Below are 24,573 nucleotides of genomic sequence, written 5' to 3'. Positions count from 1 at the left end.
GGAGAATCTCCATCCATGTCCATCATGTCCGACATCTGGATCCGCGAGCAGGCGCTCGCCAACGGCATGATCGAGCCTTTCGTCGAAAAGCAGCAGCGGCAGGGTGTGATCTCCTATGGGCTCTCCTCCTATGGCTACGACGCCCGTGTTTCCGACGAGTTCAAGGTATTCACCAATGTGGATTCCGTGATCGTCGATCCCAAGGAATTCTCCAAGCAGAGCTTCGTCGACCGTCCTGGGGAAGTCTGCGTCATTCCGCCCAATTCCTTCGCGCTGGCCCGCACCGTCGAGTATTTCCGCATTCCGCGTGACGTCCTCGTCATCTGCTTGGGCAAGAGCACCTATGCGCGCTGCGGCATCATCGTCAACGTCACGCCGCTGGAGCCGGAATGGGAAGGCCACGTGACCCTGGAATTCTCCAACACCACGCCGCTGCCGGCGAAGATCTACGCCAATGAGGGCGCCTGCCAGTTCCTGTTCCTCAAAGGGAACGAGCCGTGCGAGACCTCCTACAAGGACAAGGCGGGAAAATACATGGGACAGCGGGGCGTGACCCTGCCGAGGCTGTAGCATGGACCAGCTCGTCATCCGGGGCGGCAAGCCCCTGCGCGGCAAGATTTCCATCAGTGGCGCCAAGAACGCGGCGCTGCCGCTCATGGCCGCCAGCCTGCTCACCGAGGAAACCCTTACCCTCCACAATATCCCGGCGCTGGACGACATGGGCACCATGTCCGACCTGCTCGTCAGCCTTGGCGCCACGGTCGACGAAGTGGAGGGCTCGAACCGGGGACGTACCCTGAAGCTGACGGCCCGGCCGCCGCTGTCCACGGTCGCGCCCTATGAGATCGTCAACCGCATCCGGGCCTCCGTCCTCGTGCTCGGCCCGCTACTGGCGCGCACGGGCGAGGCGACCGTCTCCATGCCCGGCGGCGACGCCATCGGCATCCGTCCCATCGACCAGCATCTGAAAGGGCTGGAGGCGATGGGCGCCAAGATCGAGCTGAAGGGCGGCAACGTCATCGCCCATGCGCCCGGCGGCCTGAAGGGTGCCACCATCCGCTTTCCGTTCGTGTCGGTCGGCGCGACCGAGAACCTGCTGATGGCGGCCGCCCTCGCCAAGGGCACGACCATCATGGAGAACGCCGCCCGCGAGCCCGAGGTGACCGATCTCGCGCAGTGCCTCGTGGCCATGGGCGCCAACATTCACGGCATCGGCACCGAATGCCTCGTTATCCAGGGCGTGGATGCCTTGCATGCCGCCGAGTACACCGTGATGCCGGACCGGATCGAGGCCGGCACCTATGCGGTCGCGGCCGCCATCACCGGCGGCGAGCTGGTGCTGGACGGCGCCAATGTGGACCATCTCGGCGCGGTGTTCGAATCCCTGGCCAAGGCCGGCGTCAACATCTCCAACGGCCTCGGCAAGGTGCGCGTGTCGCACCCGACGGGCCGCTGCCGGGGCTTCGACGTCATCACCCATCCCTTCCCCGGCTTTCCGACCGACATGCAGGCCCAGTTCATGGCGCTGATGGCCGTGGCGGACGGCGCGTCGCTGATCACCGAGACCATCTTCGAGAACCGCTTCATGCACGCGCCGGAGCTGGCGCGCATGGGGGCGGACATCACGGTTCATGGCAGCTCGGCCATGGTGCGCGGCAACCCGCGCCTGCGCGGCGCGCCGGTCATGGCCACCGACCTGCGCGCCTCGGTCTGCCTGGTGCTGGCCGGCATGGCCGCCGAGGGCGAGACCGTCGTCAACGGCGTCTATCATCTGGACCGGGGCTACGAAAAGCTGGAAGAAAAGCTGCGCGCCGTGGGCGCCGACATCCGCCGCACCCAGGACGACAGGGCCATCGTGCCATGAAATTGCGCGCCGAGAGTCCCGAGGATCTCGCCGTTATCGGCGGCTATCTCCAGGACGCCGTCCTCAAGGTGGGCGACATGGCGTGGTTGCCCGGTGGCAACCGCTTTGCCCTGGTCTGCAACCGTTTCATGTGGGAACGCGCCGAGAGCGGGTTTTACCGCATCCGCACAGGCCTGCACTTCGAGACCGTTGCCTCGGCCCGGTCGCGCGGCATTCCGCAGGACAACAAGGACCATGTCCTCGAGTTGCTGACGCTTCATGCCGTCGTTCATGAGGGTCGCGTGCTCATCGGCCTCAGCTTTGCCGGCGGTGCCGATATCCGCCTCGAAGCTGAAGTGATCGAAGTCGGCATGGACGATATGGGCGAGCCCTGGGAAACGCCGAACCGTCCGGTCCATACCGACTGATCAGCCCGGATCATCTCCCACATACCGCGCGCGCGGCCGGATCAGCGCGCCCGTTTCCGTCTGTTCGATCGCATGCGCGATCCAGCCGGTCGTCCGACCGAGCGCGAAGATGGCGAATGCCGCCTCCTGCGACAGGCCCAGCGTGTGCGCCAGCGCCGCGAGCGCGCCATCGACATTGAGCAGCGTGCCGCCGGCGGCCTCGGCCGCTTCGATGGTCAGCCGCAGCGCGCCCGACGGCTCGTGCGCCGCGCGCAGGGCATGGGCGCGGACATCGCCCTGGGGATAGAGTTCGTGGTGCAGACCCCAGATCGGCTCGCCTCGCGCGAGCCGCGCCGCGAAAAACGCGTTCGGATCGGGGGCCGCGAGAGCGTCGGCGAACATGGCGACGGTGCGCATGGTCATGCCGCCATGACGCGGCCCGGTCAGCGCGGCCAGACCCGCCGTCAGCGCCGCTGGCAGGCTTGCGCCCGTCGAGCCCACGACCCGCACGGCAAAGGTCGAGGCGTTCAACTCGTGATCCGCGAGCAGCACCATGGCGCGGCGAACCAGATCCGCGCCCTTGGGCTTCAGTCGCCACGCGGCGGCGGCGGCCTCGTGCACCGGACCCGTCACCCTGAACCCGAGAACGGCGCTGGCCATCCCTCGCAGCAATCCCGCGCCGTCGGTGACGATGGCTGTCCGGCCGCGACCAAACATGGGCGGGGCATGGCTGGCGGAGCGCGCGAGATAGGTGAACGCGCCGGTCAGGCCCTTCTCGCCCGTTTCAGGCGACGGAGCCGACGCGTCCGGCCGCGCTGCCGTGCCGCACAGCAGTTCCAACGTGTCCTCGAGACTCGCCGTCTCGGACCATGCGACGACATCGCGGCCGCGATAGATCAGCCGGCCGCGGACCACCGTTGAAATCCGCGTTTCCAGAACCGGATCGCCCCAGTTGATCGCCTTGGCCGCCACCACCGGCCGGCTGCGCCCCGCCTTCCGGCGCGCCGCGAGGGCATCGACCTCTGCCTCCCAGTATAGACTGCGACGCGGATCCGCCGCGTCGGCCTGCGCCTCCAGAAGGCCTCGGCTGACATAGGCGTAAAGCGTCTGCGGCCGGACACCCAACCGTCTGCACGCCTCCTCCGCTCCTATGAGCTTCGCATCCATACATTGATTATATTGATCAATATTGACGTCGGCAATAAGGGCCTGCGTAATCGTCCCATCAGACGGGAAGGAGACAGGAGATGAGCGCCACCTTTATCGACGCAGGACCAGACGCCAACGCACCAAGCACCGTCGTTTCGGCCCTGACCTATCAGGCCAAGGCTTGCGAATTGCTCGACGCGCCGCTCACCGCCGCGCTCATGCGCGCCGTCATGGAGGATTATCAGGCCGGCGGCGTCAGCCGGAAGTTGCTGGCCGACTGGGAGGGACGCGATCCCATGGAGAACGTGCTCGGCCTGCGCATCGTCGGGGCCCTTCACAACCTGGTGCTGACCGGACACGCCCCTGCTCTCGCCACCTATTACCCCAATGTCGGCGGCGAGTTCCGCATGGACGGCCTGTGGGACGCCGCCGAGGAGGTGCTGCGAACCCAGTGGCCCGCTCTCGAGGCGTTCATGCGCAACACGGCCCAGACCAACGAGGTTCGCCGGACCGGCGCGCTGATCGGCGGCTTCATGCTGGTGGCGGGGCAGACCGGCCTGCCGCTGCGCTGCCTGGAAGTCGGCGCGAGCGCCGGCCTCAATCTCCGCTGGGACCGCTTCCACTACGATTTCGGCAATGGAGAAAATTGGGGCGATCCCGCCAGCCCGGTCAGGATCAACACCCAGTGGATCGGCAACGGGCCGGATACCTCCGTGTCGCTGTCCTGCGTCGAGCGCGCCGGCTGCGACATCAGCCCCATCGACATCAGCCGGCCCGGCGCCGCGGATCGGCTGAAATCCTATGTCTGGCCCGAACACACCGAGCGCTTCCAGGCGCTCGAGGGGGCGCTGGCGCTGGCGGCCGACCACCCGGTCACCCTCGAGACCGCCGACGCCGGCGACTGGACGGTCCGCAAGCTGGCCGGGCAGACGCCCGGCATGGCGACGGTGGTCTATCACTCACTGGCCGCCCAGTATTTTCCGCCCGCCACGAAAGCGATCTTCGAGAGCGCGATCAGGCAAGCCGGAGAGAATGCCACGCCGGAGGCGCCGGTTGCGTGGTTGCGCATGGAAATGATCGACGCCCGCAACTATCCTGAACTGCGCCTGACCCTGTGGCCCGGCGGCGACGACCGACTTATCGGCTTCGCCCAACCGCACGGCGCCTATGTCACCTGGGGGGACAATCCGTGATCCTTGAAGCTGCCCTTCTATCGGTCAAGCCAGGCCGGGCCGACGCGTTCGAAGCGGCCATGCGAAAGGCCCGCCCCCTGATCGCGGCCTCGCCCGGCTTCGGCGGCATCGAGGTGCGCCGCTGCGTCGAGCGGCCGGACGGCTACCTGCTGCTCGTATGGTGGGAGACGCTTGAGGATCATACCGAGGGCTTTCGCGGCTCCGAGCGCTATCAGGAATGGCGGGGACTGCTGCATGATTTCTACGATCCCTTCCCCATCGTGGAACACTTCGAGCCGTCCTTTCTCGGGTGACGCCGCCGGGCGTTTTCCGCCCCACAGGTTGCCCTCGCCCTCTGCCCATGGTACACACCGCCCCATGCGTACGGAGAAAACCGGCAAGACGACGACGAAAACGACCGCTTCGGCGGGGCGTTTTCTGGTGCTTGCAGGTTAAGAGCGCAAACCAGAAGGCCCCGGGAGACGGGGCCGTACACTGAAGCGTTCCTGTCTCTCCCTCAACACCAGGAGAGAGATTCATGCAGACCACTATCGATCCCCAGAGTTCGGCCCGCACCATCGCGGCCTCCCCCACCGTCGCCATCGTAGGCGCCACCGGCGCCGTGGGCGTCGAGCTGCTGGCGTGCCTGGAAGCGCGCAAGTTCCCGGTCGGCGGCATCCGGCTGCTGGCTTCGGCCCGCTCGGCCGGCAAGACCATGTCATTCAAGGGCCATCAGGTCGCCATCGAGGAGCTGACCGAGAACAGCTTCGAGGGCGTGGATGTCGCCCTGTTCTCGGCGGGCGCCAGCATTTCCCGCAAATTCGCCCCGGCGGCGATCAAGGCCGGCGCGGTCGTCGTCGATAATTCTTCCGCTTTCCGCATGGATCCGGACGTGCCGCTGGTGGTGCCCGAGGTCAACCCGGCCGCGATGGCCGCGCACCAGGGTATCGTCGCCAATCCCAACTGCGTCGCCGCCATTGCCACCGTGGCGCTCGCGCCACTGCACAACGCCCATCCTATCCGCCGCATCCAGATGGCGACCTATCAGGCCGCGTCGGGGGCCGGCGCCGCCGCCATGGAGGAACTGCGCGAGTCCACCGCCGCCAACCTGCGCGGCGAGGATTACGCCCACAAGGTTCTGCCCCACCCCTATGCGTTCAACCTGTTCAGCCACAATGCCGACGTGGACATGGAGAGCGGCTACAATGGCGAGGAACAGAAGGTCGTCGCCGAAACCCGCCGCCTGCTGGACGCCGCCGATCTGCCCATCGGCATTACCTGCGTGCGCGTACCCGTGCTGCGCGCCCATGCCATGGCGATTTCGGTCGAATTCGACCAGGTGGTAACTCCGGAGGAGGCAGTACGCCTGCTGAGCGGCGCGCCGGGCCTGAAACTGGTTGACGACCGCGCCCGCAACCACTTCCCCATGCCCTCGGAGGCGTCGGGTCAGGACGATGTGCTGGTCGGGCGCATCCGTACCGATCTGGGCGACCCGTCTGGCAAGACGCTGGCCTTGTTCGTCGCCGGCGACCAGCTGCTGAAGGGCGCCGCCCTGAACGCGGTCCAGATCGCCGAGCAACTGCTGCCGCGCTGAACGGTCACGGGCACGGCGGACGCCGTGCCCGTTTCCCCTTGCCGTGACGAATCTTGGTGGCGGCGCTGCCGTCCGGTGCTAGTTCATAGGCCACAGGCCAACGCCGGGAGACGCCCTTTGACCGCCATCAAGACGATCGCCGTCCTGCTCGCCGCGAGCATGGCCCTCGCCGCCTGCTCGTCCAAACCGCCGCCGCGCGGCCGCCTGCCGCAGGATCGCAATGCCGTGGACCGCATGAGCAACGCCTATGTGCGGGCCGTCCAGATGCACAATGCCGGTGACTGCGCTGGCGCCAGCAAACTTCTCTACCGGGTCGCGGTCCAGGGCTCGGGCTATGAGGATGCGCAGCGCCGTCTGGGCGAGTGTAATATCGTCCTCGCCGGGGGCGACCGCACCAAATACATGGACGGCATCGTGTGGCTGCGCCGCGCGGCCGAGGCCGGCTGGCCGGAAGCGCAGGGCGCGCTGGCCTACGAATATGCGGCGGGGATCATGGCCGACCCCGTCGAGGCGGCGAAATGGCTCACGCTCTATGACAAGAATCCCAAGACCAAGCGCCTGGGCTTCACGCCTACGCCGCCCGAGAAACTCGCGCGCGCGCGCCTGAAGATCACGCCGGAACAATGGGAAAAGGGCCGGGACGCGGCGGCGTCCTTCGTCCCGGTGGTCTGGGTGCCGCCCGCGAGCGTCAAGCGCGACGCGGCGACTGACCTGAAAGACGGCGAGGACGACAAACCAGGTCCCCGCCCTCGCGATGGCGATGGAGCAGACAGCGACCGTCCCATCGGCGGCGAGTTTCCCCAGCCGGGCCAATAGTGGCCTGATGCGCGCCGCCGGCCCCAAACCGGGACCGACGGACGCGCGTCAATGATTAGCGGAACACCGCCGGACGCTTGTTCAAGAACGCGTCCACGGCTTCCTTGTGCTCGTCGGAGGCATAGCAATCCTTCAGCACGGCCCCTTCCCGCTTCTGGACCGCCAGCATGTCCGAAGCCGGGCCGTGGTCGCGCAGCAGGCCCTTGATGAGCCGCAGCTGACGGTCCGGATTGGCGGAGATTTCACGCCCGAGCGCCTTGGCCTTGTCCAGCAGCTCGCCCGCCGGAACCACATGATCGGCAAGACGGATGCGGCCAGCTTCCTTGGCGTCGATCAGCCGGGCGGTCAGGCAAAGCTCGTTGGCCATGCCAAAGCCCACGCGGCGCTCGAGGAAGTGGGAAGAGCCCAACTCCGGCACCAGGCCCATCTTGGCGAAGAACATGCCGAACTTGGCCTCCTCGGACGCCACGATCACGTCGAAGGGCAGAATCATGGTGGCGCCGACGCCGACGGACGCCCCATTCACCGCCGCGATCAGCGGCTTGGACCGGCGGCATAGATCGGCCCAGTCGGTGCCGCCCGGCATGCCGGTCTCTTCTTCCTTCTTGTCCTCGGCGCCGTCGATGCGCGCCTTGAACGCCTGTTCGATATCCGCGCCCGCGCAGAAGCCCTTGCCCGCGCCGGTCAGCACGATGGCGCCGACCGCATTGTCGGCATTGGCGCGCTCGAACGCCTCGACCAGCTCGCGCGACATCACCCGCGTCCAGGCGTTGCGCCGCTCGGGCCGGTTCAGCGTGATGACGGCCACCGGGCCATCGACGTCATAGAGAATGGTTTCGTAAGACATAAGTCACCCCTGATTGTCAGGCCGCCGACATTAGGCGGCGGCCCGTACGGGTGCAATGCCTCAGCGTCCTTCGAGCACCTGCGCCTGTGTCAGCACGCGGTAGTCGGGATGGGACGGGCCGGTCATGCCGATCTGGTTGAGCATGCCCATGTCGCCGTCCATGGGGATTTCCGCGAGCGGCGCGCCCGCGACCAGCAGGTGCTTGCGCGCGATTATGCCCCATTGGCTGCCCCGCTTCAGTACCCGGTCCTTGTAGAAACCAAAGAAGATGGCAAAGGGTGTGCCGTCTCCGGGCTTGCTCTCGGGCAGCGAGAGGCTGAGATTGTAGCTTTCCACCTCGGCCGTTTCGCCGTGCAGGTCGATCTTCACCTGGCTGGTGAAATGCCACCGGCGGCCGACGCTGTGCTCCACGTCCATCAGGCGCGGCTTGAAGTCCTTGCCGTTGCCCTTGAAGAAGCCGTAGTCGATGTCGGCGTCGTCATAGAACACGGTGTCCAGCATGGCATCGTCGAGCCAGTCCAGCGCCCGCGAATAGCGAGTCAGCAAATCGTTGATGGCCGCCAGATCCGCCTGCCGTGCCACCTCTGCCTCCAGCGCGGTAAGTCGCGCCAGCACATCGTTCATATCGGTCATGAGCCCGTCTCCCCTATTGAGGCGAGAAGCGTAAGCGGCATCCGGGAACCGCGCAACTTGACGTCGTTGGGAGGTCACGGCCGAAGACTGATCGGGATGCCCGGCGGTCAAGGCGCGAGAAACGGAAGATTACCGCTGGCGACCGCGCCTCTTCCATCGCGGATGGTCACGAACAGGCGGTAGGCGCCGGGCGGCAGCCCGCCGATCCGCGCGCCGGCATGATCCGACGACAGGATAGCCGCCGCATGGCGCGCCGGAACGGACTCCAGATCCCCGGCCTTGCGCAAATCGGTACTCTCGGCCATCACGTCCCAGTGCACATCCAGCGGATCGCCATCCGGATCGGTTACCTCGAGGACCGCGCGCCCGGCTTCCATGTCGAAACGGCCGATGCGCGGCGCCCGATTGCCGCCGGGTGCGCGCCCGCCCCACACCTCCGCCATGACTTCCGCGATCTCGTTCCAGCTGCCGTCAGGCAACAGCAGGCTGTGCCAGGTCGGCGTTACCTCCTGTTTCTGGCCCCAGTAGAACAGGATCTGGCCGGCGGTCTTCGGCTTGAGACCACCCAGATAGGTGCGCAGCAGCGCGGCCTTCTGGGTGCTGGTCGGCTCGATGACCGCGCCCCACGGCTTGGGCTGCGCCTGCCACTGACCGAGCGCGCCAAGCTCGGTCACGACCAGCGGCCCTTTCCACCCCTGCGCCCGGACGCGTTCCGGAAGGCTGAGCAACGCATCGCCATAGGAATTGACGCCGAGCACGTCGATGTCGGGCGCGGCCTGCATCAGCCTCGTCACCTTGTCGCCGCCTGCTTCGGCGAGAACCGCCATGATGGGATGGTCGGGGTCGATCCCGCGCACCAGCCGCGCCGCCTCGGCGATGCCGGGCCAGACCGCGCTGTCGTCATCCAGCTCGGCCTCGACCTCGTTGCCGAGACCCCACATCAGCAGCGCGGGATGATCCTTGTAGCGCCGGATGAAGGCCTCCAGCTGGTCGAGCTGCGCCTTCGCCTGGGCCGGATCGCGGTAGTCGAAGCCGCGCCGCGGATGCTCCAGCCAGAAGCCGACGACCACCTTGAGACCCAGTTTCTGCGCTTCGTTCAAGACAGCATCGGGCGGATCGCCATAGGTCCGCACCACGGTCGCACCGAGCCCTTTGAGGATATCGAGACGCTGGGTCCCGGCCGCGCCCCGCATCTGGAAAGGCTTGCCGTCGAGAAGGATCTGGTCGCCGCTGACGCGGACGCCCGCCTTGGCCGGGGCGCCATTCAAATAGAAGGCGACAAACCCGGCGATGCCAAGGAGAGCGAGGGCCGGAAGAAGAAAGGGCTTGAACATCATTGGATCGAGGACCGGCATTGTATCTATCCAGCGATCCTATCGTACCGCCGCCGCCACATCATCCGCCAAAGAAAAGGCCCGGACGGGGAAACCGTCCGGGCCTCTCGAACTTCTATGTCCGCGGAACTAGTTCTGCAGAACCGTGCAGGCCGACAGGCCCGGCGCACCGTACACATGGGTGTAGCCGGTCTTCGGATTGTTCTGCACCTGACGCTCGCCGGCCTCGCCGCGGAGCTGCAGGACGACTTCGTAGACCTGACGCAGACCCGACGCGCCGATCGGCTCGCCATTGGCGATGCAGCCGCCATCCGTGTTGGTCGGCATGCGGCCATTGATCTCGGTCGCGCCTTCACGCAGCAGCTTTTCCTGCTCGCCATCCTTGCAGAAGCCGTTCTCGGCCATGTGCATGACCTCGGCGCCCGACTCGGTGTCCTGGATCTGGATCACACCCACGTCTTCCGGACCGAGGCCGGCCATCTCGAACGCGGCCTTGGCGGCGAATACGGTCGGCGCGGGGGCCTGCTGCAGCGCCTGGTAGGGGCTGAACACCTCGAACGAGCCGTAATGGCGCGTCTTCATGGTGACGGCCTTCAGGAACACCGGACGGTTGGTGAAGCGGCGGGCCGCCTTTTCGCTGGCCAGGATGAGCGCCACGCCGCCTTCGGCAGGCGAGCAGAACATGTACTTGGTCAGCGGGTTGGACAGCATGTCCGAGTTCATGATCGTGTCGAGATCGACCTCGTCACGGCGCCATGCGTTCGGATTCTTCGCGCCGTTGCGGAAAGCCTTCTGGGCGACCAGGCCCAGCACTTCCGGCGACAGGTTGTGATCGTGCAGATACTTCTGGATCTTCATGCCGAAGAACTGGGTCGTCAGCATGAGGCCGGTTTCGCCGTACCAGGTCTCGAGGCCCGAGGCCTTCGGGTCGGCATTGAACGCGCCGCGCGGGTGCTTGTCGAAGCCGACGGCGACGCCGACATCGTACTGGCCCGCCTTGATGGCCGTGTAGGCAGACAAGAGGGCCGAGCCGCCCGTGGCGCAGCCGTTGGACACGTTCACGAACTGGATGCCCGTGAGGCCCAGCTCATTGACCAGCGAGTCCGCGTTGCCGGCGGCGGCCGAGCCACCGAAGGCGAACTGCATGTCTTCCCATTCCAGGCCGCAATCCTTGAGGGCCTGACGCACGGCGTAAGCGCCCTGCTGGCGACCGCTCATGCCGTCGGTGCGGCCGAATTTGTGGATACCGATGCCGATGATGCAAACTTCAGTCATATTCCGTCTCCCTGTTCGAGCCGCTCAGCCTTCGACCGGCTTGAATGCAAAAGTGACTACCTCGTTGCCTTTTTCGTCCTCGCGGAACGGAATAAGGACCATTTCCATTTCCATGCCGATCTTCAGCTTGGCCGGATCGCTCTCGGTCAGCCGCGACTCGACAATGATCTCGCCCGGCAACTCGATGTAGCCGACGCCGTAGGGCTTGAAGGTCTCGACCGTCTCCGGCCCCTTGTAGGGCGGATTCTTCGGCAGGAAGCCCTGAATGGTCCAGGTCCACAGCTTGCCGCGCGTGGACAGGTGGACCTCTTCGGAATCTTCATCCGACACATAGTTGTGGATGGCCGGGAAGTAGATGCGGCCCGTCTTCTTTTCCCGGCGACCGATAAGGCGCGGGTTGTCCGACGGCCACGTGAACAAACCTTCCTGGACCGGAACTTGCTGCTTGGCCATGTTGACTGGCTCTCCCCTGAACACGGTAAAAGTCACGCGCGATCCTAGTGAGGATCACCCGGTGCGGCAAGCCATGAAGCGTGCCCCGTTTCGGGCCGCAGGATACCAGAGTTTTCCAACGAGGGAATGCCCGGATTCCGTCCCACGCGGAAGGCGCCCGCCTTTGCGTCAGGGCCAATCGACGGCTGGCAACGTCTGAAAGCCGGGACGTGCGAACAGGTATCCCTGCATCTGGGTCACCCCCAGATCGGCGAGCGCTTTCATCTCATCGGCTGTTTCGACGCCCTCGGCGATGATCTTGATGTCCATCGACCCGCAGATATCGAGGATGCCTTTCAGGATCGTGCGGCGCGTCAGGTCGGCATCAATGCCGCGCACCAGTTCCATATCGATCTTGACGATGTCGGGCTGGAAGTTGGCAAGCAACGAGAGGCCGGCAAATCCGGCGCCGAAATCGTCGATGGCGGTCCGGAACCCGAATTCCCGGTATTCGCGCAAGATTTCGATCAGCCTGTCCTGACGGGTAATACGCTCGGACTCGCTCACCTCGAACACGATACGCTGCAGCGGGAATCCCGTGCGGCGCGAGGCGGCCAGCGTGCTCTGGATGCAGTGCCGAGGCTCGTAGACCGCGTTGGGCATGAAGTTGATGTTGAGGAAACTATCCAGACCCAGCGTTGCCGCCATCTCGACGGCCTTGATCCGGCAGGCCTGGTCGAACCCGTAAAGCGTCTCGTCGGTCAGGCGGCTGAACACCGTGCCCGCCGGTTCGCCCGCCGCGCCCCGTACCAGCGCCTCGTAAGCGATGATGGAGCGGTCACCGATATCCACAATGGGCTGGAACGCCATCGAAATATCGAAGCCGAGCGGCTCACGACAACCCGCGCACCCACCAAACGCCTTGCTAGCCTCGTCCATTGAATCCTCGTCTATGAAAAAAAGTATAGCCGGTCACGAAGTCGGCGGTAACTGATCACGCACGCCCTGCGGCGCCTTTATCGTTTCAGCGCGGGAAACGGTTCCGGCCGTCGTTGATTTCCGCGCCTTAGATCACTAAACCTTGCCGCACGCGGAACGTGGCCCACATAGGCACCCCAACACCGCACGAGAACGCTGCCGGAAAGAACGACCATGAGCGCGACGGACCCGATCGTCCTGGCCCTGCCGAAAGGGCGCATCCTCAAAGAGGTGCGCCCCCTGCTGCATGCGGCCGGTATCGAGCCCGAACCGGATTTCGACGACGAGAAGTCCCGCAAGTTGCGCTTTGCCACCAATGATCCAGGGCTGGAGATCATCCGCGTGCGCAGCTTCGACGTGGCGACCTTCGTCGCCTTCGGCGGCGCGCAGATGGGCGTGTGCGGCAACGATGTGCTGATGGAATTCGACTATGACGGCGTCTACGCGCCGCTGGACCTTAACATCGGTCACTGCCGCCTGTCGGTTGCCGAACCGGTCGAGCTGAGCGAGAGCGACGATCCGCGCCAGTGGAGCCATGTCCGCGTCGCCACCAAATATCCCAACATCACCCACCGGCATTTCGCGGCGCGCGGCGTGCAGGCGGAATGCATCAAGCTGAACGGCGCCATGGAACTGGCCCCGGCGCTCGGGCTGTGCCGCCATATCGTCGATCTGGTGAGCACGGGCGTGACGCTGAAGGCCAATGGTCTGGTCGAGATCGAGCGCATTGTCGACATCAGCTCCCGGCTGATCGTCAACCGCGCCGCGTTCAAGACCCGTCCCGGCGAGATCGCCGCCCGCATCGAGCGCTTCCGGGAGGTCGTCAATGCCCAGGCGGCTTGACGCGTCGGCGCGCAATTTCGAGCAGTCCTTCCAGACCCTGCTGGGACTGAAGCGCGAGTCTGATCCGGACGTCGCCGAGATCGTGGCCGACATCATCGGCGATGTGCGCCAGCGGGGCGACGAGGCGCTATTCGAGTACACCTCTCGCTTCGATCGGATCGATCTGTCCGCCGAGACGGTCCGCGTCCGGCCGCAGGAAATCCTGGAAGCCCGCGAATCCGTCTCCGGCGAGGCGCTCGACGCCCTGCGCGTCGCCGCCGAGCGCATCCGGGTGTTCCACGAGAAGCAGAAGCCGGAAGATTTGCGCTTCACCGATGCCGCCGGTGTCGTCCTTGGCTATCGCTGGACGCCCATCGACGCGGTCGGCCTGTACGTTCCGGGCGGCACCGCCGCCTATCCCAGTTCGGTGCTGATGAACGCGATCCCGGCGCGCGTCGCTGGCGTGCCCCGTCTCGCCATGGTCGTGCCGACGCCCGACGGAATCCTCAATCCCATGGTCCTCGCCGCCGCCAGCACGGCGGGCGTGGGCGAGATCTACAAGGTGGGCGGCGCTCAGGCGGTCGCGGCGCTGGCCTATGGCACCGAGAGCATCGCGCCGGTCGACAAGGTGGTCGGCCCCGGCAACGCCTTCGTGGCCGCCGCCAAGCGGCAGGTGTTCGGCACCATCGGCATCGACATGATCGCCGGCCCCTCGGAAATCCTGGTGGTCGCCGATGGCAAGAACGATCCGGCATGGATCGCCGCCGACCTGCTCAGCCAGGCCGAGCACGATACCGCCGCGCAGTCGATCCTGATTACCGACGACCCGGCCTTCGCCGACGCGGTGGAACGGGCGGTGGAGATTCACCTGCAGAGCCTGGGCCGGACCGAGATCGCCCGCGCGTCGTGGAACGCCAATGGCGCCATCATCCTGGTGAAGGCGCTGCACGATGCCGCGCCGCTGGTCGACCGGATCGCGCCGGAGCATCTGGAACTGGCCATGGATGACGCCGAGCGCTTTTCCGGGCTGGTGCGCCACGCTGGCGCCATCTTCCTCGGCCGCCACACGCCGGAGGCCATCGGAGACTACATCGCCGGCCCGAACCATGTGCTCCCAACGTCGCGCACGGCGCGCTTCGCCTCGGGCCTGTCGGTGCTCGACTTCCTGAAGCGCACGACGCTGATCTCGTGCGATGCGGCGAGCCTCGATGCCATCGCACCGGCGGCGGAGCTGCTCGCCCATCTGGAAGGCCTCGACGCGCACGCATTGTCCATGGAAATCAGGCGCCGCTGAACGATGCGTACCGGCTACGCAACCTTTCCCGTTTCCCCGCGACACGATCCGCTTTAGCGTCCGCGCCATGCCCGGCGACATCATCAGGATCAGACTCGACGAGAAGTCCATAGTCCGCCGCAACGCGGATATCGAGCATGAGCGCAAGGTGGCGATCTTCGACCTGCTCGAGGACAATGTCTTCAGCCTGAAGTCGGTGCCCGGTCCCTATGATCTCGTCCTGCGGCTGGAGGAGACCCGGCTGATCATCGAGGTGCGCGATGGCGAGGAGAACCAGCTGGAGGAAATCCGCCTTCAGGTCACGCCGTTCCGCCGCATCATCAAGGACTATTTCATGGTGTGCGAAAGCTACTTCGCCGCCATCAAGACCGCGAGCCCCTCACAGATCGAGGCGATCGACATGGGCCGGCGCGGCCTGCACAACGAGGGATCGGAACTGCTGCGCGAGCGGCTGACGCAGCAGGTCGAAATGGATCTGGCCACGGCGCGCCGGCTGTTCACGCTGATCTGCGTTCTTCATATCCGGGGCTGATGCCGCATGAGCCAGGCGCGGCCCGACGACGACCTGCCGGACAGCGTCCTGTTTGCCTGTAACCTGAACGCCGTGCGGTCGCCGATGGCGCTGGGCATCGCACGCTACATGTTCGGCAAGAAAATCTATTTCGATTCCGCCGGCGTGCGGCCCGGCGTGCTGGACCCGTTCATGGTCACGGTGATGGACGAGATCGGCGTCGACATGACGAAACACAAGCCCAAGAGCTTCGATGATCTGGAGGATACCTCCTTCGATCTGGTCATCACCATGACGCCGCAGGCCCAGCACAACGCCATGGAACTGACCCGCACCATGGCCTGCGAGGTGGAATACTGGCCGACCATGGACCCCAGCCTGACCACCGGCAGCCGCGAACAGATTCTTGACGCCTACCGGGAACTGCGCGACCAGCTGATGCGCAAGATCCGGGATCGGTTCTCGACCGGAGGCCGGTCTTCCGGCTAAAAAGCTGTTGCCCTTCGGCGCCGCATGCATACCGTGGTGTCCGGTTGGGGGACCGACGGGAGCCGCGCGAAACAAGCCGGCCCCGCTTCCAGGAGAGTTTCATGCCCCGCATCGCCAGAACCGTGATGTTGCTCGTCCCCGTCCTGCTGGCCGCCTGCGGCAACGACGACGAATCGGTCCTCGCCAAGAGCTGCGTCAGGGATGGCGGTGAACAGGAATACTGCCAGTGCCGCGCCGAAGTGCTCGCCGCCGATCTGGGCGACGATCACCGCAAACTGCTGGTCCGGATGTCCGATCTGGGCAAGGACGGCGCGACGGCCGAGGCCGCCGAGGAAAAGATCATGCAGGAAACCGACGCCGCGGACTTCATGGCGTTCCAGTTCGCCGTCATGGGCGTATCCATGAAGGCGGAGCGGCAATGCCGCTGACCGGCCGCGCCCGGCGCGCGGCACTGATCCTGTCGACCGCATCGCTGGTGGCGGCCTGTGTCCCGGACTACGAGGAAGTGGTGGTGCGCGACTGTACGCGTGACGGCCAGTCAGGCGATTACTGCAGCTGCGTGTCCGCTGGGATGAAGCAGGCGCTGGGCCCACAAGGCTATGCCGTCTTTACAAGTTTCATCCTGCTGGGCGGCACCGGCAAGGCCACGCGCGACGACATCATGCGGTTGATGGACAGGCACAAGCTGTCGCCCGAGCAGCTCGCCGAGACCCAGGACCGCATCGCCGAGGCCATGCCCCTGGTCCACGCCCGGTGCGAAGGCTGAGGCCTCCAGCCCGCGAAAGCGGCAAAAGCCTTGCATCCGCGCGCGTCCTCGCTCATTTATACGCCACCTTCGAGATCAAGAGAGGCTTGTAAACCCGCCCATGGCGAAAGAAGAACTGCTCGAGTTTCCCGGTACCGTCGTCGAACTTCTGCCGAACGCGATGTTCCGCGTGAAGCTGGACAACGAACACGAGGTGCTGGCGCACACCGCGGGCAAGATGCGCAAGCACCGCATCCGCGTGCTGCAGGGCGACAAGGTGCTGGTCGAAATGACCCCCTACGACCTGACCAAGGGTCGGATCACCTACCGCTATAAATAGTCCCGTCATGGCCGCGCCAGGTGATACCGCTCACGGGGCGCGCCTGATACTGGCCAGCGCGTCGCCGCGCCGGCGCCAGTTGCTGGACCAGGTGACCCTGCCCCCCGACCTGACCGTTCCCGCCGACGTCGACGAGACGCCGCGCAAGGGCGAATTGCCACGTCCGCACGCCGCGCGACTTGCCGACGACAAGGCCTCGGCCATCGCGGCGCTGCATCCGGCCGATTTCGTGCTGGCGGCCGATACGGTCGTCGGCGTCGGCCGGCGCATCCTGCCCAAGGCCGAGACGCAAGACGACGCGCGCCGCTGCCTCGAGTTGCTGTCCGGCCGGCGGCACCGCGTCTTCACCGGCGTGACCCTGATCGGCCCGGACGGCCGCGCCCGCCGCCGCACGGTCGAGACCGCCGTCACCTTCAAGCGTCTCGGCGAGACCGAGCTGGCGACCTATCTCGCCTCGGACGAATGGCAGGGCAAGGCGGGCGGCTATGCCATCCAGGGCCTTGCCGCGGCCTTCATCCGCGCCGTGAACGGCTCCTATACCAATGTGGTCGGCCTGCCCGTGTTCGAGGTCGTCTCCATGCTGGCGGGCGCCGGGTATGCCCCGGCCCGGTCGCTGAGATGACCCGCGCGCTGCTGATCGACGCCGTTCCCGGCGAGGTCCGCGCCGCGCTGATCGAGGATGGCGAAGTCGCCGAGATCCATATCGACCGGGAAGGCCATGAAAGCCTGGTCGGCAACATCTATGTCGGCCGCGTGGCCGCGGTGGAGCCGTCGCTGCAGGCGGCCTTCGTCACCCTTCCCGGCACGTCCCTGCCCGGCTTCCTGTCGGCCAAGCATGTCGGCGCGCTTGTCGAGGATGGCGACGCCCGCCGCATCGAGCGCGTCGTGCACCAGGGCGAGCTTCTGCTGGTCGAGGCGACGCGCGATCCGGTCGGCGACAAGGGTCCCGGCCTGACCACGCTGGTGACCCTGCCGGGCCGCCTGCTGGTCTATCACCCGTTCCGCCGCGACAACGTGCTGTCCGGCGCCATCCGCGAGGAGGCGCAGCGCGCGCGGCTGGAGGATGCCGCCCGCCAGGCCGCCGATGCCGTGGGCGACGGCGGCTTCGTGATCCGCACCGCCGCCCAATCAGCGGCGATCGCTGACATCCTCGACGAGGCCCGCGCGCTGCGCGACCGCTGGCTCGGCCTGAAGGCGCGCGCCGCCGCCGCCGATACGCCCGCCTGCCTGCAGACCGACCTGCCGCCCGCCGCGCGCATTCTGCGCGACCTGGCCCGGCCCGGCCTGTCCGCCATCACGGTCGACGGCCGCGCCCTGCATGCCGAGGCCCGGGCCCACCTGCAGCGCGGCCAGCCCGAGCTGCTGCCCCTGCTGGAGGTCCATGCCGGCCACACGCCGCTGTTCGAGGCCGCGGGAATCGAGGCGGCCATCGACAGCCTGCTGGAGACCCGGCTCGACCTGGACGGCGGCGGCTGGATTACCGTCGAGACCGGCGAGGCGCTGACCGTGATCGACGTCAATTCGGGCGACGGCACCGCCGAATCGAGCCGCGAGCAGACCGCCTTCACCACCAATCTGCGCGCCGCGCCGCTGATCGCGCGCCAGATCCGCCTGCGCGACATCGGCGGCATGATCCTGATCGACTTCATCCACATGGAAAGCCCCAAGCACCGCGACCGGGTGCTCGATACCCTGCGCGAGGCGCTGGCGGGCGACCGGTCACCCGCCTCGGTGCTCGGCTGGTCGCGCATGGGACTGTGCGAGGTGAGCCGCCGCCGCGGCCGCGAAGCGCTGCCCGACTTCCTGGCCGGCCGCCGCGACATCGCCGCCCAGCGCCGCCGGCGCACCGCCGAATCGACCGGCTATGACGTGCTGCGCCGCCTGCGCGCGGAAGCCGCCGCCTCGCCCGGCGCGCGCCTTGCCGTCACCGCGCATCCGGCGGTGATCGCCTGGCTCGAGGCGCGGCCCGAAGCGCTGTCGGACATCGCCGGCAAGCCGCCCTTGTTGACGGCCGACGGGCGCCGTCCCCTGGACAGGCCCGAGATCCAGCCCCATATCCGAGCTCAGACCGATGAATGACATGTCCCAGCCTCCCACTCCGCCCGGCCCCGCCCGCGCCTGCCCGATCTGCCGCAAACCGGCGGTGGAGCGCTACATGCCGTTCTGTTCCAAACGCTGCGGCGACATCGACCTTGGCCGCTGGCTCGACGGCCGCTACGTCATCGAGGGCGACGACAGCATGAGCGAAGGCGACGAGGAAAACTGATCGCGAAAAACCCGTTCGCGCCTCTGGACAAGCCGGAGGCGAGGGCCTATAAACCGCCGTCCCGGGCCGGAACCAAGCGGCCCCTCGAATGGGCCCAGGTAGCTCAGTTGGTAGAGCATGCGACTGAAAATCGCAGTGTCGGTGGTTCGATTCCGCCCCTGGGCACCATCAGCCCTTCTCCTCCTCCATATCGCTGGCTTCGCGAGCGCTGCTGATTATACGGCGATTGCTTTGGCACTAAGGCCTATGTCCGGGATGGGTTGAAGAGCAGACATACAGGCGCTCGCCTGCCACACTCACAAGATGTCATTCGAAAATGCTTGGGCGAGTTATCACGCTGGTGAACGACCAGTCGGCTGGATGATGCGAGATGCCGGGGCGGAAAACTGGTTGCGCTTTCATTCCCTGCCTGCCTCGAAACGCTATGCTGACAACGACGACGAGCGTTCAATTCTATTGGCTCGTCACAACGCTCTAGCTGAGGAAGTGCTTGGCACGGACCCGTGCTGAATTGTTCAGCCCCATTGGACGACGCAGGCCGATGAGATCACACAGCAGATCAATACGATCCCTTCCGGGCCACCCGCGAGCTGGGGTTGTCTTTCGTCTCAACGTTTCTCCTAGACGACGAAGAAGATCGCCCTTGGCGGGTTTATGCCGTCCCAACTAGTTGGTCGCCTGGTCGGTTCGACGATTTGCTTCTTGCAGTGGCGGATGAGAAGGGCGGGCCGACGCTTTGGATGGCCGCGAATGGTGCGATCTTCGCGCCTTATGACGGCGGCGTTGATCTGTTTCTGCCCGACGTTGCGCAAGTCCAGCGAATGTCAGAACGACACAAGGATTGGCTTTCGGAGCATCCTCTAGGATTATAGTGGGATCTCTATGCGCAGCTAGTGAGTTGCCCTGCTGCCGGGCTTGAGCGTGCCGTGGGTCCCTGTCTCCACACTGGCGATAAACGATGCGGCGCAGACCGGGCGGCCGACGGCCTCGGCCCGGCGTAGCGCCTCGGTCAAGGCTGTGTCGGGGAATATTAGAGAGCAGTTTTCCGATCTGGTGCGTGATAGCGCACGCCAGACTCCAGGTGCTTTGGACCTATCAAGATGGTTTGGGTTTTGCGCCCCTCGCAATCAAACGCGCCACCGTCTGGGCGCGGCGCGCTTCATCGTCCTGACACGCATGAGACGTTTGCAGTCTGGCAAGTGCCGTCCTGCCACGCGAATCGGGCAAATAATCATTCGGCGGTGGAGGGGCACTTAGGTCTATGTCCACCCCCGCATCCGCGACAGCGTCCACCAGCGCAGGCGAGCAACCCGCCGCCGACTGGGCGAAATATTCCGCAGCCTTGAGTTTTCCAAGGCGATCCAACCAACCGAGAGCCATCAGCCGATTAAACACGCCTGCATGGCCACGCTTAATTGCAGCTTTGATAAGGCTCATACCCGCAGCCTCCGTCTCGAGCATGGTTATGCCACCTGGTGAGACGGGCTGATCCAGCGGCGCTCCTCTGTCGATTAAAGCGCCGACCATAGCCTCGGACGCTTTACCCCATTCACCAGCAGCCGCTAACTCTGCTGCATGGGGCGAGCGAAAATCGAAACGGACGCGTTCCAACCAGGATATCAGTGCCGGACTGCCGATAACCCAACGGTCCGTCCCAGCCACCTGGTCGGTGGCATTTTGGAGGTCGGTGACGACTGGCGGCATGCGAACCCATCTGCTGCCCGCTTGTTCGACAACAGTCTTCCGCTGCTGACCCGTGTCGATGGTGAGGCTGTAGGTCGGCAGATCGACTATTCCAATGATGTACTCATTCTTCAGGTGCCAGAAGCCAGCTGCTTGAAATTTTCCGATTAAATCTTTTACTGCCTCCGGTGTGATCCAGTCTTCATGTGTGCCTGGAAGGAGAACTCCCTCGGAGCTGGCAAACTTCCTTCTTGCGGGGTCTACCTCCGCCATAGATGCCGTTTCCGTTGAAAACTGCACGCGCCCATCGCCGTGAATCTTGACTTCATAAGCGGGGCAAGGGCCGTAACACGTCGACCTTTTTAAGGTAATTGATGCCCTAGCTGGATCAATTGGTGGAGCGGCGATAGTATTTGAAATAGACAGCACAGAAAGAGAAGTCATTGAAATGAGCGCCAAAATCTTGGGTTGAAAGCCGGAGAGAACTGCCAATTCAATCACCATTTCCTTAGGTTTACTTCTGAAAATATTATTTTGAATTCCGGTCGCGGTAAAGTAATGACCACTATTGATAGGGCGGCAGGGGACATCTCTCGGCTCGCCTCTGTCTGTATTCCTAACCTGCCACATTATCCCATCCCATGGGTGTGCCGGCGATGCTACGATAAACTCTTCCGGACGACCGCTCGCATACGGCCATAGGGGACAATATTGAAATAATGGTTAAGTGTCACGTAACTCCGAGTATTTTTAACCGATCGGCCATAGGCGCTGATCTCTATCCCGTGTCGATAATCTTTAACTTTCCATAATTTCAAATCTTCGCATCTGGTGCGCCCGGTAAATGCTCCCATTCGGTTTCTGCGAGGACATCCGTCGCGAGGAACTGCACCGTGTTCATGACAGGGGCATCGAGACCTGGGTAAAACGTCACCAGGAACAGGTCGGACTGCGCGTGACCGCCGCAAATCCCGTGTTTGTGATCCGGCTGCTGCGGGGTGACGACCTGAACAACAGCCGAAGCGCCATTGAACAGCAGGCCCCCACGAAAGCGAACCACGCGCTCAGTGTAATGGGCATCGAACAATACCCGGCCAGGTAGCGGGTCGCGACGGTCGGGGTAACGAAATGGCTTGAGGAACCCTTCGAAATCTCGCGCCCACCAGGCTGCCAGAAAAGCGTCCATGGCCCCGGCATAGCCATTTCTGTCCTTTGGAGCTGGCGACCTACAGGCCGCTGCGGGAGACGACAGAAACGCTCCCGCTATGAGGGTTACGGCAATAGCTTCACGTCGATTGATCATCGAGTAATACTCCAAAAGCCAACAGAGACTACATGAAGAGCTGATGGCGCTCATCTCGCATTGCGCTATTCTGCCGCATGACGTTCGAGGAATACGCGGCTGAGCTGTCCAAGATCGATCCTTCAGGGTCCAACCCCGGTGTTGATTGGAAGAAACTCACCCGCTTATGGGTGCAGCTCGAAAAGAAAGCGGAACGACTGGTCTCGTCAATTGCTCCCGGCGCGGCTTGCACAGCACAGGAATGGGACCACAGGATCGACTGCACGATCATTCTCGGCGACGGTGCAGTGGTAGGCGAAATGATTGGCCTAAACGAGATCTCTGAGCAACGCCTTCGCGAAACAGGAGACCGACTTAAGAGACGCCGCGAGGGCGAGAAAGTCGCGCTCGTGAACCAACTTGGACCGCCGGTTTTGATCCACCGCCCCTGAGGAAACGCTCGTGGTGCTTGGTTTGCCGGCAGAAACTGTGGGCATCGGACAACCAGGAAGCTCTCATAGCTGACCAAAGCTCTTCTTCTCGTAGACCGTCGATATCGCCCGGCCGTCCCACACGTAGCACAGGTGCCGTTCCTGGCGGCAGTTCGACAGCAGGCGCGGACGGAAAACCGCCGCGCATTCTCCCGACCTGTCGCGAACACTGAGATAGACGATGCCGTTCGACCCTGCGGTTCTGAACGCGCCGGCGAGCTGGCGGGATACCTCGTAACTCTCCGGGTGATAGTACGCGGGGTGGCTGTCCCGCATGCCGCGAATGTCGTGCAGATCGGCGTCGAGATCGACCGCGTAGACGCGCATGTCGAGCTCCTGCGCGGGCTCGGCGGTCGACGCCATGAAGGCCGCACGGTGATGGCTGGTCTCGGCGACGGCGGTCCGGATGCTCAGGCTCGCGTAGAAGACGCCATAGGTGCCATCGGTGAACCGGTCCCCCATTGGCTTGAGATGGGTGAACGCCGCCATGATCGGCGTCGTGCCCGGCCCCGAAACCCTGTCCTCGGCGGGCACCAGGGACAGGTCGCCCACCTCGTCCCGCAGCCGGTCGTTGGTCATGGCCTCGATCTGGTAGACGGCGTCCAGGTCCTCGGGGTCAGCGACCGCCTCGAACAGCGACACCGGCGGGAACCGGCTGGGCACGATCCGGTAGCACGGCCGCCAACGGATCGCGGTGATGGGAACCTGCTCGGTCACCCGCGCTGCGCGTCGATGTACTGACGCACGGCGTAGAGGTCGGCCACATTGCCCGAAATCATGCGGTCCAGTGCCGACCTGCCGCCGAACGGCGCGGCATTGTTGGCCTTGCGCACCCAGTCATCCGCTGTCCGGGGCAGCAGGATGTGCAGCCCCTTGTAGATGCCCATCACATAGGAAATGCGCTCCAGCGCATCCTTGGGAATGGCGGATACGACGCCGCGCTTCCATGACTGGAAGGTGGAGCGGCTGTCCAGACCCAGGAGGCTCATCTGCTCGTGCTCCTTGAGCCCCCAGGCCTCGGCGATCCGAAAGAATGTCCTCAGGGCCGGCCCTGTCAGGGCCTTGCGATCGAGCGCCTTGCCGGTGTGGGTGGTGGGCATGCCGTCTGCTCCTCTACCCACAACATATGTTCATGTTATGCGGTAAAATCAACACTTGTTCATAAAATGAACACACGAGCGCCATCAGGCGTCGCCGTCAACCGGCTCCTCGAGCTCTTTCGCCTGCGAGACCGCGTGCAGGAATGACATGATCTCGCAGGTCACGTCGTTCTCCAGCGTATCCGCGCGGCGCGTCGGGCAGAACAGGGTGATGATGATGCGGTACTTGCCCAGATCGCTGGTGCGAAAGTCCACCCGCGCCAGATTGTCGGGAAGATCGACGCCCGCCCGGCGCTCGATCAGCTCATTGACCCGGGCCGCCTCTTCGGTCAGCGCCGCATAGCGCCGCTCGACCAGCGCGGTAATGTCCTGCCGATGGGCGAAAACGTCGATCGCGGGATCGACGGTCAGCACGAAGCGGTGATAGGCGAATTTCCGCGCCAGGCTGTCGTTGCGGGTGATCTGGCTGAGCAGGGCGCTGTTGGGCACCACCGCCGTGCGCCCCGTGGGGTTGAACGAGCCGGGCTCGAACTCGTGCAGGGTGGTGACGAAGATGTTGTGATCGGTCACCTCTCCCCGCACGCCGCCGATCTCGATCCAGTCGCCGACCGAGAAGGATCGGGAGGACGCACGCAGAAAGGATCCTGAAAAGCACAGGATCAGTTCCTTGGTCGCGATGACCACGGCAACCGCCACGGCGGTCAGCGAGAGGGCGAAGGTTCTGAGCTGCGGCGCCCAGATCATGATGACGCCGATCAGGCCCAGAAAGACCAGGAAGTTGCGCACATTGGCCGTCCAGCGGCGCCGCAGGTGCGGCAGCGCGTCCGTGCGCACGCGGATGGCATGCCCGGCGACCACCCTGGCGAGCAGCAGGCTGAGGATGAGCGCCAGCGTGGCGGCGATGTCGACCACCGGGAGCCGGTCCAGATAGGCATTCAGGTTCATGTGACATGTCCGTTATCGCAGGATCGATGCGCCTAGCACGCCATGAGAGCGGCGTCGAGTCGCGACGGCCGTCGGACCCTGACGCCTCGTTTGAGTCCCCAGCCCCCGAGCCACACAACCCGCTG

General features: G+C 65.0%; 30 protein-coding genes and 1 tRNA gene. 19 read left to right on the top strand and 12 right to left on the bottom strand.

All coding sequences use genetic code 11. From position 1 onward, the window contains the following. Positions 1-15: 15 nt before the first annotated feature. The 3 genes from dcd to WJU17_RS17990 are packed head-to-tail and all read left to right on the top strand — an operon-like array spanning position 16 to position 2,271. Complete coding sequence (gene dcd, locus WJU17_RS18000; protein WP_346328771.1) at positions 16-570, top strand: dCTP deaminase; 555 nt, start codon at positions 16-18, stop codon at positions 568-570. A 1-nt stretch (position 571) separates the two neighbouring features. Next, complete coding sequence (gene murA / locus WJU17_RS17995; RefSeq protein WP_346328770.1) at positions 572-1,864, top strand: UDP-N-acetylglucosamine 1-carboxyvinyltransferase; 1,293 nt, start codon at positions 572-574, stop codon at positions 1,862-1,864. Further along, positions 1,861-2,271 carry a DUF2948 family protein gene (locus WJU17_RS17990; protein ID WP_346328769.1) on the top strand — a complete coding sequence of 137 codons (411 nt, stop codon included), beginning with the start codon at positions 1,861-1,863 and terminating at the stop codon, positions 2,269-2,271. Before murA ends, WJU17_RS17990 begins: the two co-directional genes overlap by 4 nt. Here the strand turns inward: WJU17_RS17990 and WJU17_RS17985 are convergent, their stop codons facing one another. Then, entirely contained in the window at positions 2,272-3,375 is a 1,104-nt protein-coding gene (locus WJU17_RS17985) for a citrate synthase (protein WP_346328768.1), read from the bottom strand. A gap of 122 nt (positions 3,376-3,497) precedes the next feature. Here WJU17_RS17985 and WJU17_RS17980 point away from each other — a divergent pair, with 122 nt between their 5' ends. The 4 genes from WJU17_RS17980 to WJU17_RS17965 all read left to right on the top strand — a co-directional run bounded on the left by WJU17_RS17980 (position 3,498) and on the right by WJU17_RS17965 (position 6,981). Beyond that, positions 3,498-4,592, top strand: a complete 1,095-nt coding sequence (locus WJU17_RS17980; RefSeq protein ID WP_346328767.1) for a DUF2332 domain-containing protein — start codon at positions 3,498-3,500, stop codon at positions 4,590-4,592. Next, positions 4,589-4,885, top strand: a complete 297-nt coding sequence (locus tag WJU17_RS17975; protein ID WP_346328766.1) for an antibiotic biosynthesis monooxygenase — start codon at positions 4,589-4,591, stop codon at positions 4,883-4,885. The genes WJU17_RS17980 and WJU17_RS17975 overlap by 4 nt, the downstream gene beginning before the upstream one ends. A gap of 224 nt (positions 4,886-5,109) precedes the next feature. Beyond that, positions 5,110-6,165, top strand: coding sequence for an aspartate-semialdehyde dehydrogenase (locus WJU17_RS17970; protein WP_346328765.1), 1,056 nt, complete (start codon positions 5,110-5,112; stop codon positions 6,163-6,165). Positions 6,166-6,282: 117 nt separating this feature from the next. After that, positions 6,283-6,981 (top strand): hypothetical protein, encoded by a 699-nt coding sequence (locus WJU17_RS17965; RefSeq protein ID WP_346328764.1) that lies wholly within the window; start codon positions 6,283-6,285, stop codon positions 6,979-6,981. Between the two features lie 55 nt (positions 6,982-7,036). Here the strand turns inward: WJU17_RS17965 and WJU17_RS17960 are convergent, their stop codons facing one another. The 6 genes from WJU17_RS17960 to WJU17_RS17935 form a co-directional block, all read right to left on the bottom strand. After that, entirely contained in the window at positions 7,037-7,828 is a 792-nt protein-coding gene (locus WJU17_RS17960; RefSeq protein ID WP_346328763.1) for an enoyl-CoA hydratase-related protein, read from the bottom strand. 60 nt (positions 7,829-7,888) lie between these two features. Continuing rightward, positions 7,889-8,461 (bottom strand): nuclear transport factor 2 family protein, encoded by a 573-nt coding sequence (locus WJU17_RS17955; protein WP_346328762.1) that lies wholly within the window; start codon positions 8,459-8,461, stop codon positions 7,889-7,891. A gap of 107 nt (positions 8,462-8,568) precedes the next feature. Then, the gene (locus WJU17_RS17950; protein ID WP_346328761.1) at positions 8,569-9,816 is read right to left on the bottom strand and encodes a glycoside hydrolase family 2 TIM barrel-domain containing protein; all 1,248 of its coding nucleotides are present in this window, start codon (positions 9,814-9,816) and stop codon (positions 8,569-8,571) included. Between the two features lie 108 nt (positions 9,817-9,924). Continuing rightward, entirely contained in the window at positions 9,925-11,070 is a 1,146-nt protein-coding gene (locus WJU17_RS17945) for a thiolase family protein (protein WP_346328760.1), read from the bottom strand. 24 nt (positions 11,071-11,094) lie between these two features. After that, complete coding sequence (locus WJU17_RS17940; protein ID WP_346328759.1) at positions 11,095-11,523, bottom strand: OB-fold domain-containing protein; 429 nt, start codon at positions 11,521-11,523, stop codon at positions 11,095-11,097. Between the two features lie 168 nt (positions 11,524-11,691). Continuing rightward, complete coding sequence (locus tag WJU17_RS17935; RefSeq protein WP_346328758.1) at positions 11,692-12,441, bottom strand: EAL domain-containing protein; 750 nt, start codon at positions 12,439-12,441, stop codon at positions 11,692-11,694. A gap of 213 nt (positions 12,442-12,654) precedes the next feature. Here WJU17_RS17935 and hisG point away from each other — a divergent pair, with 213 nt between their 5' ends. The 11 genes from hisG to WJU17_RS17880 all read left to right on the top strand — a co-directional run bounded on the left by hisG (position 12,655) and on the right by WJU17_RS17880 (position 19,115). After that, entirely contained in the window at positions 12,655-13,323 is a 669-nt protein-coding gene (gene hisG / locus WJU17_RS17930) for an ATP phosphoribosyltransferase (protein ID WP_346328757.1), read from the top strand. After that, positions 13,307-14,596: a histidinol dehydrogenase gene (hisD, locus tag WJU17_RS17925; protein ID WP_346328756.1), complete on the top strand. Its 1,290-nt coding sequence runs from the start codon at positions 13,307-13,309 to the stop codon at positions 14,594-14,596. Before hisG ends, hisD begins: the two co-directional genes overlap by 17 nt. 67 nt (positions 14,597-14,663) lie before the next feature. Beyond that, complete coding sequence (locus tag WJU17_RS17920) at positions 14,664-15,128, top strand: UPF0262 family protein (RefSeq protein ID WP_346328755.1); 465 nt, start codon at positions 14,664-14,666, stop codon at positions 15,126-15,128. A gap of 6 nt (positions 15,129-15,134) precedes the next feature. Continuing rightward, on the top strand, positions 15,135-15,596 hold the full coding sequence (locus WJU17_RS17915) for an arsenate reductase ArsC (protein ID WP_346328754.1): 462 nt from the start codon (positions 15,135-15,137) through the stop codon (positions 15,594-15,596). Positions 15,597-15,697: 101 nt separating this feature from the next. Beyond that, positions 15,698-16,024 (top strand): hypothetical protein, encoded by a 327-nt coding sequence (locus WJU17_RS17910; protein WP_346328753.1) that lies wholly within the window; start codon positions 15,698-15,700, stop codon positions 16,022-16,024. Next, complete coding sequence (locus tag WJU17_RS17905; RefSeq protein WP_346328752.1) at positions 16,015-16,362, top strand: hypothetical protein; 348 nt, start codon at positions 16,015-16,017, stop codon at positions 16,360-16,362. The genes WJU17_RS17910 and WJU17_RS17905 overlap by 10 nt, the downstream gene beginning before the upstream one ends. Positions 16,363-16,462: 100 nt before the next feature. After that, on the top strand, positions 16,463-16,681 hold the full coding sequence (gene infA / locus WJU17_RS17900; protein WP_346328751.1) for a translation initiation factor IF-1: 219 nt from the start codon (positions 16,463-16,465) through the stop codon (positions 16,679-16,681). A gap of 7 nt (positions 16,682-16,688) precedes the next feature. Continuing rightward, a complete protein-coding gene (locus WJU17_RS17895) occupies positions 16,689-17,303 on the top strand; it encodes a nucleoside triphosphate pyrophosphatase (RefSeq protein ID WP_346328750.1) in 615 nt (204 codons plus the stop codon). Continuing rightward, positions 17,300-18,760, top strand: a complete 1,461-nt coding sequence (locus tag WJU17_RS17890) for a ribonuclease E/G (protein WP_346328749.1) — start codon at positions 17,300-17,302, stop codon at positions 18,758-18,760. The genes WJU17_RS17895 and WJU17_RS17890 overlap by 4 nt, the downstream gene beginning before the upstream one ends. Then, complete coding sequence (gene yacG / locus WJU17_RS17885) at positions 18,753-18,947, top strand: DNA gyrase inhibitor YacG (RefSeq protein WP_346328748.1); 195 nt, start codon at positions 18,753-18,755, stop codon at positions 18,945-18,947. The genes WJU17_RS17890 and yacG overlap by 8 nt, the downstream gene beginning before the upstream one ends. Positions 18,948-19,039: 92 nt before the next feature. Then, positions 19,040-19,115, top strand: a tRNA-Phe gene (locus WJU17_RS17880). Between the two features lie 927 nt (positions 19,116-20,042). On the opposite strand, the gene WJU17_RS17875 is transcribed toward WJU17_RS17880, so the two are convergent. Beyond that, positions 20,043-21,260 (bottom strand): DUF6438 domain-containing protein, encoded by a 1,218-nt coding sequence (locus WJU17_RS17875; RefSeq protein WP_346328747.1) that lies wholly within the window; start codon positions 21,258-21,260, stop codon positions 20,043-20,045. 184 nt (positions 21,261-21,444) lie between these two features. Then, positions 21,445-21,816 carry a hypothetical protein gene (locus WJU17_RS17870; RefSeq protein ID WP_346328746.1) on the bottom strand — a complete coding sequence of 124 codons (372 nt, stop codon included), beginning with the start codon at positions 21,814-21,816 and terminating at the stop codon, positions 21,445-21,447. Between the two features lie 194 nt (positions 21,817-22,010). Here WJU17_RS17870 and WJU17_RS17865 point away from each other — a divergent pair, with 194 nt between their 5' ends. Beyond that, the gene (locus tag WJU17_RS17865; protein WP_346328745.1) at positions 22,011-22,364 is read left to right on the top strand and encodes a hypothetical protein; all 354 of its coding nucleotides are present in this window, start codon (positions 22,011-22,013) and stop codon (positions 22,362-22,364) included. Between the two features lie 63 nt (positions 22,365-22,427). Here the strand turns inward: WJU17_RS17865 and WJU17_RS17860 are convergent, their stop codons facing one another. From WJU17_RS17860 to WJU17_RS17850, 3 genes are all read right to left on the bottom strand, one after another. Beyond that, positions 22,428-23,120 carry an RES family NAD+ phosphorylase gene (locus WJU17_RS17860; protein ID WP_346328744.1) on the bottom strand — a complete coding sequence of 231 codons (693 nt, stop codon included), beginning with the start codon at positions 23,118-23,120 and terminating at the stop codon, positions 22,428-22,430. After that, positions 23,117-23,503 carry an MbcA/ParS/Xre antitoxin family protein gene (locus tag WJU17_RS17855; protein ID WP_346328743.1) on the bottom strand — a complete coding sequence of 129 codons (387 nt, stop codon included), beginning with the start codon at positions 23,501-23,503 and terminating at the stop codon, positions 23,117-23,119. The genes WJU17_RS17860 and WJU17_RS17855 overlap by 4 nt, the downstream gene beginning before the upstream one ends. An 84-nt stretch (positions 23,504-23,587) precedes the next feature. Then, a complete protein-coding gene (locus WJU17_RS17850) occupies positions 23,588-24,448 on the bottom strand; it encodes a mechanosensitive ion channel domain-containing protein (RefSeq protein ID WP_346328742.1) in 861 nt (286 codons plus the stop codon). Positions 24,449-24,573: the final 125 nt, after the last annotated feature.

Source organism: Iodidimonas sp. SYSU 1G8 (assembly GCF_039655775.1).
Classification (GTDB): Bacteria; Pseudomonadota; Alphaproteobacteria; order SMXS01; family SMXS01; genus RI-34.
This window is presented reverse-complemented; position numbering and strand designations above follow the sequence as displayed.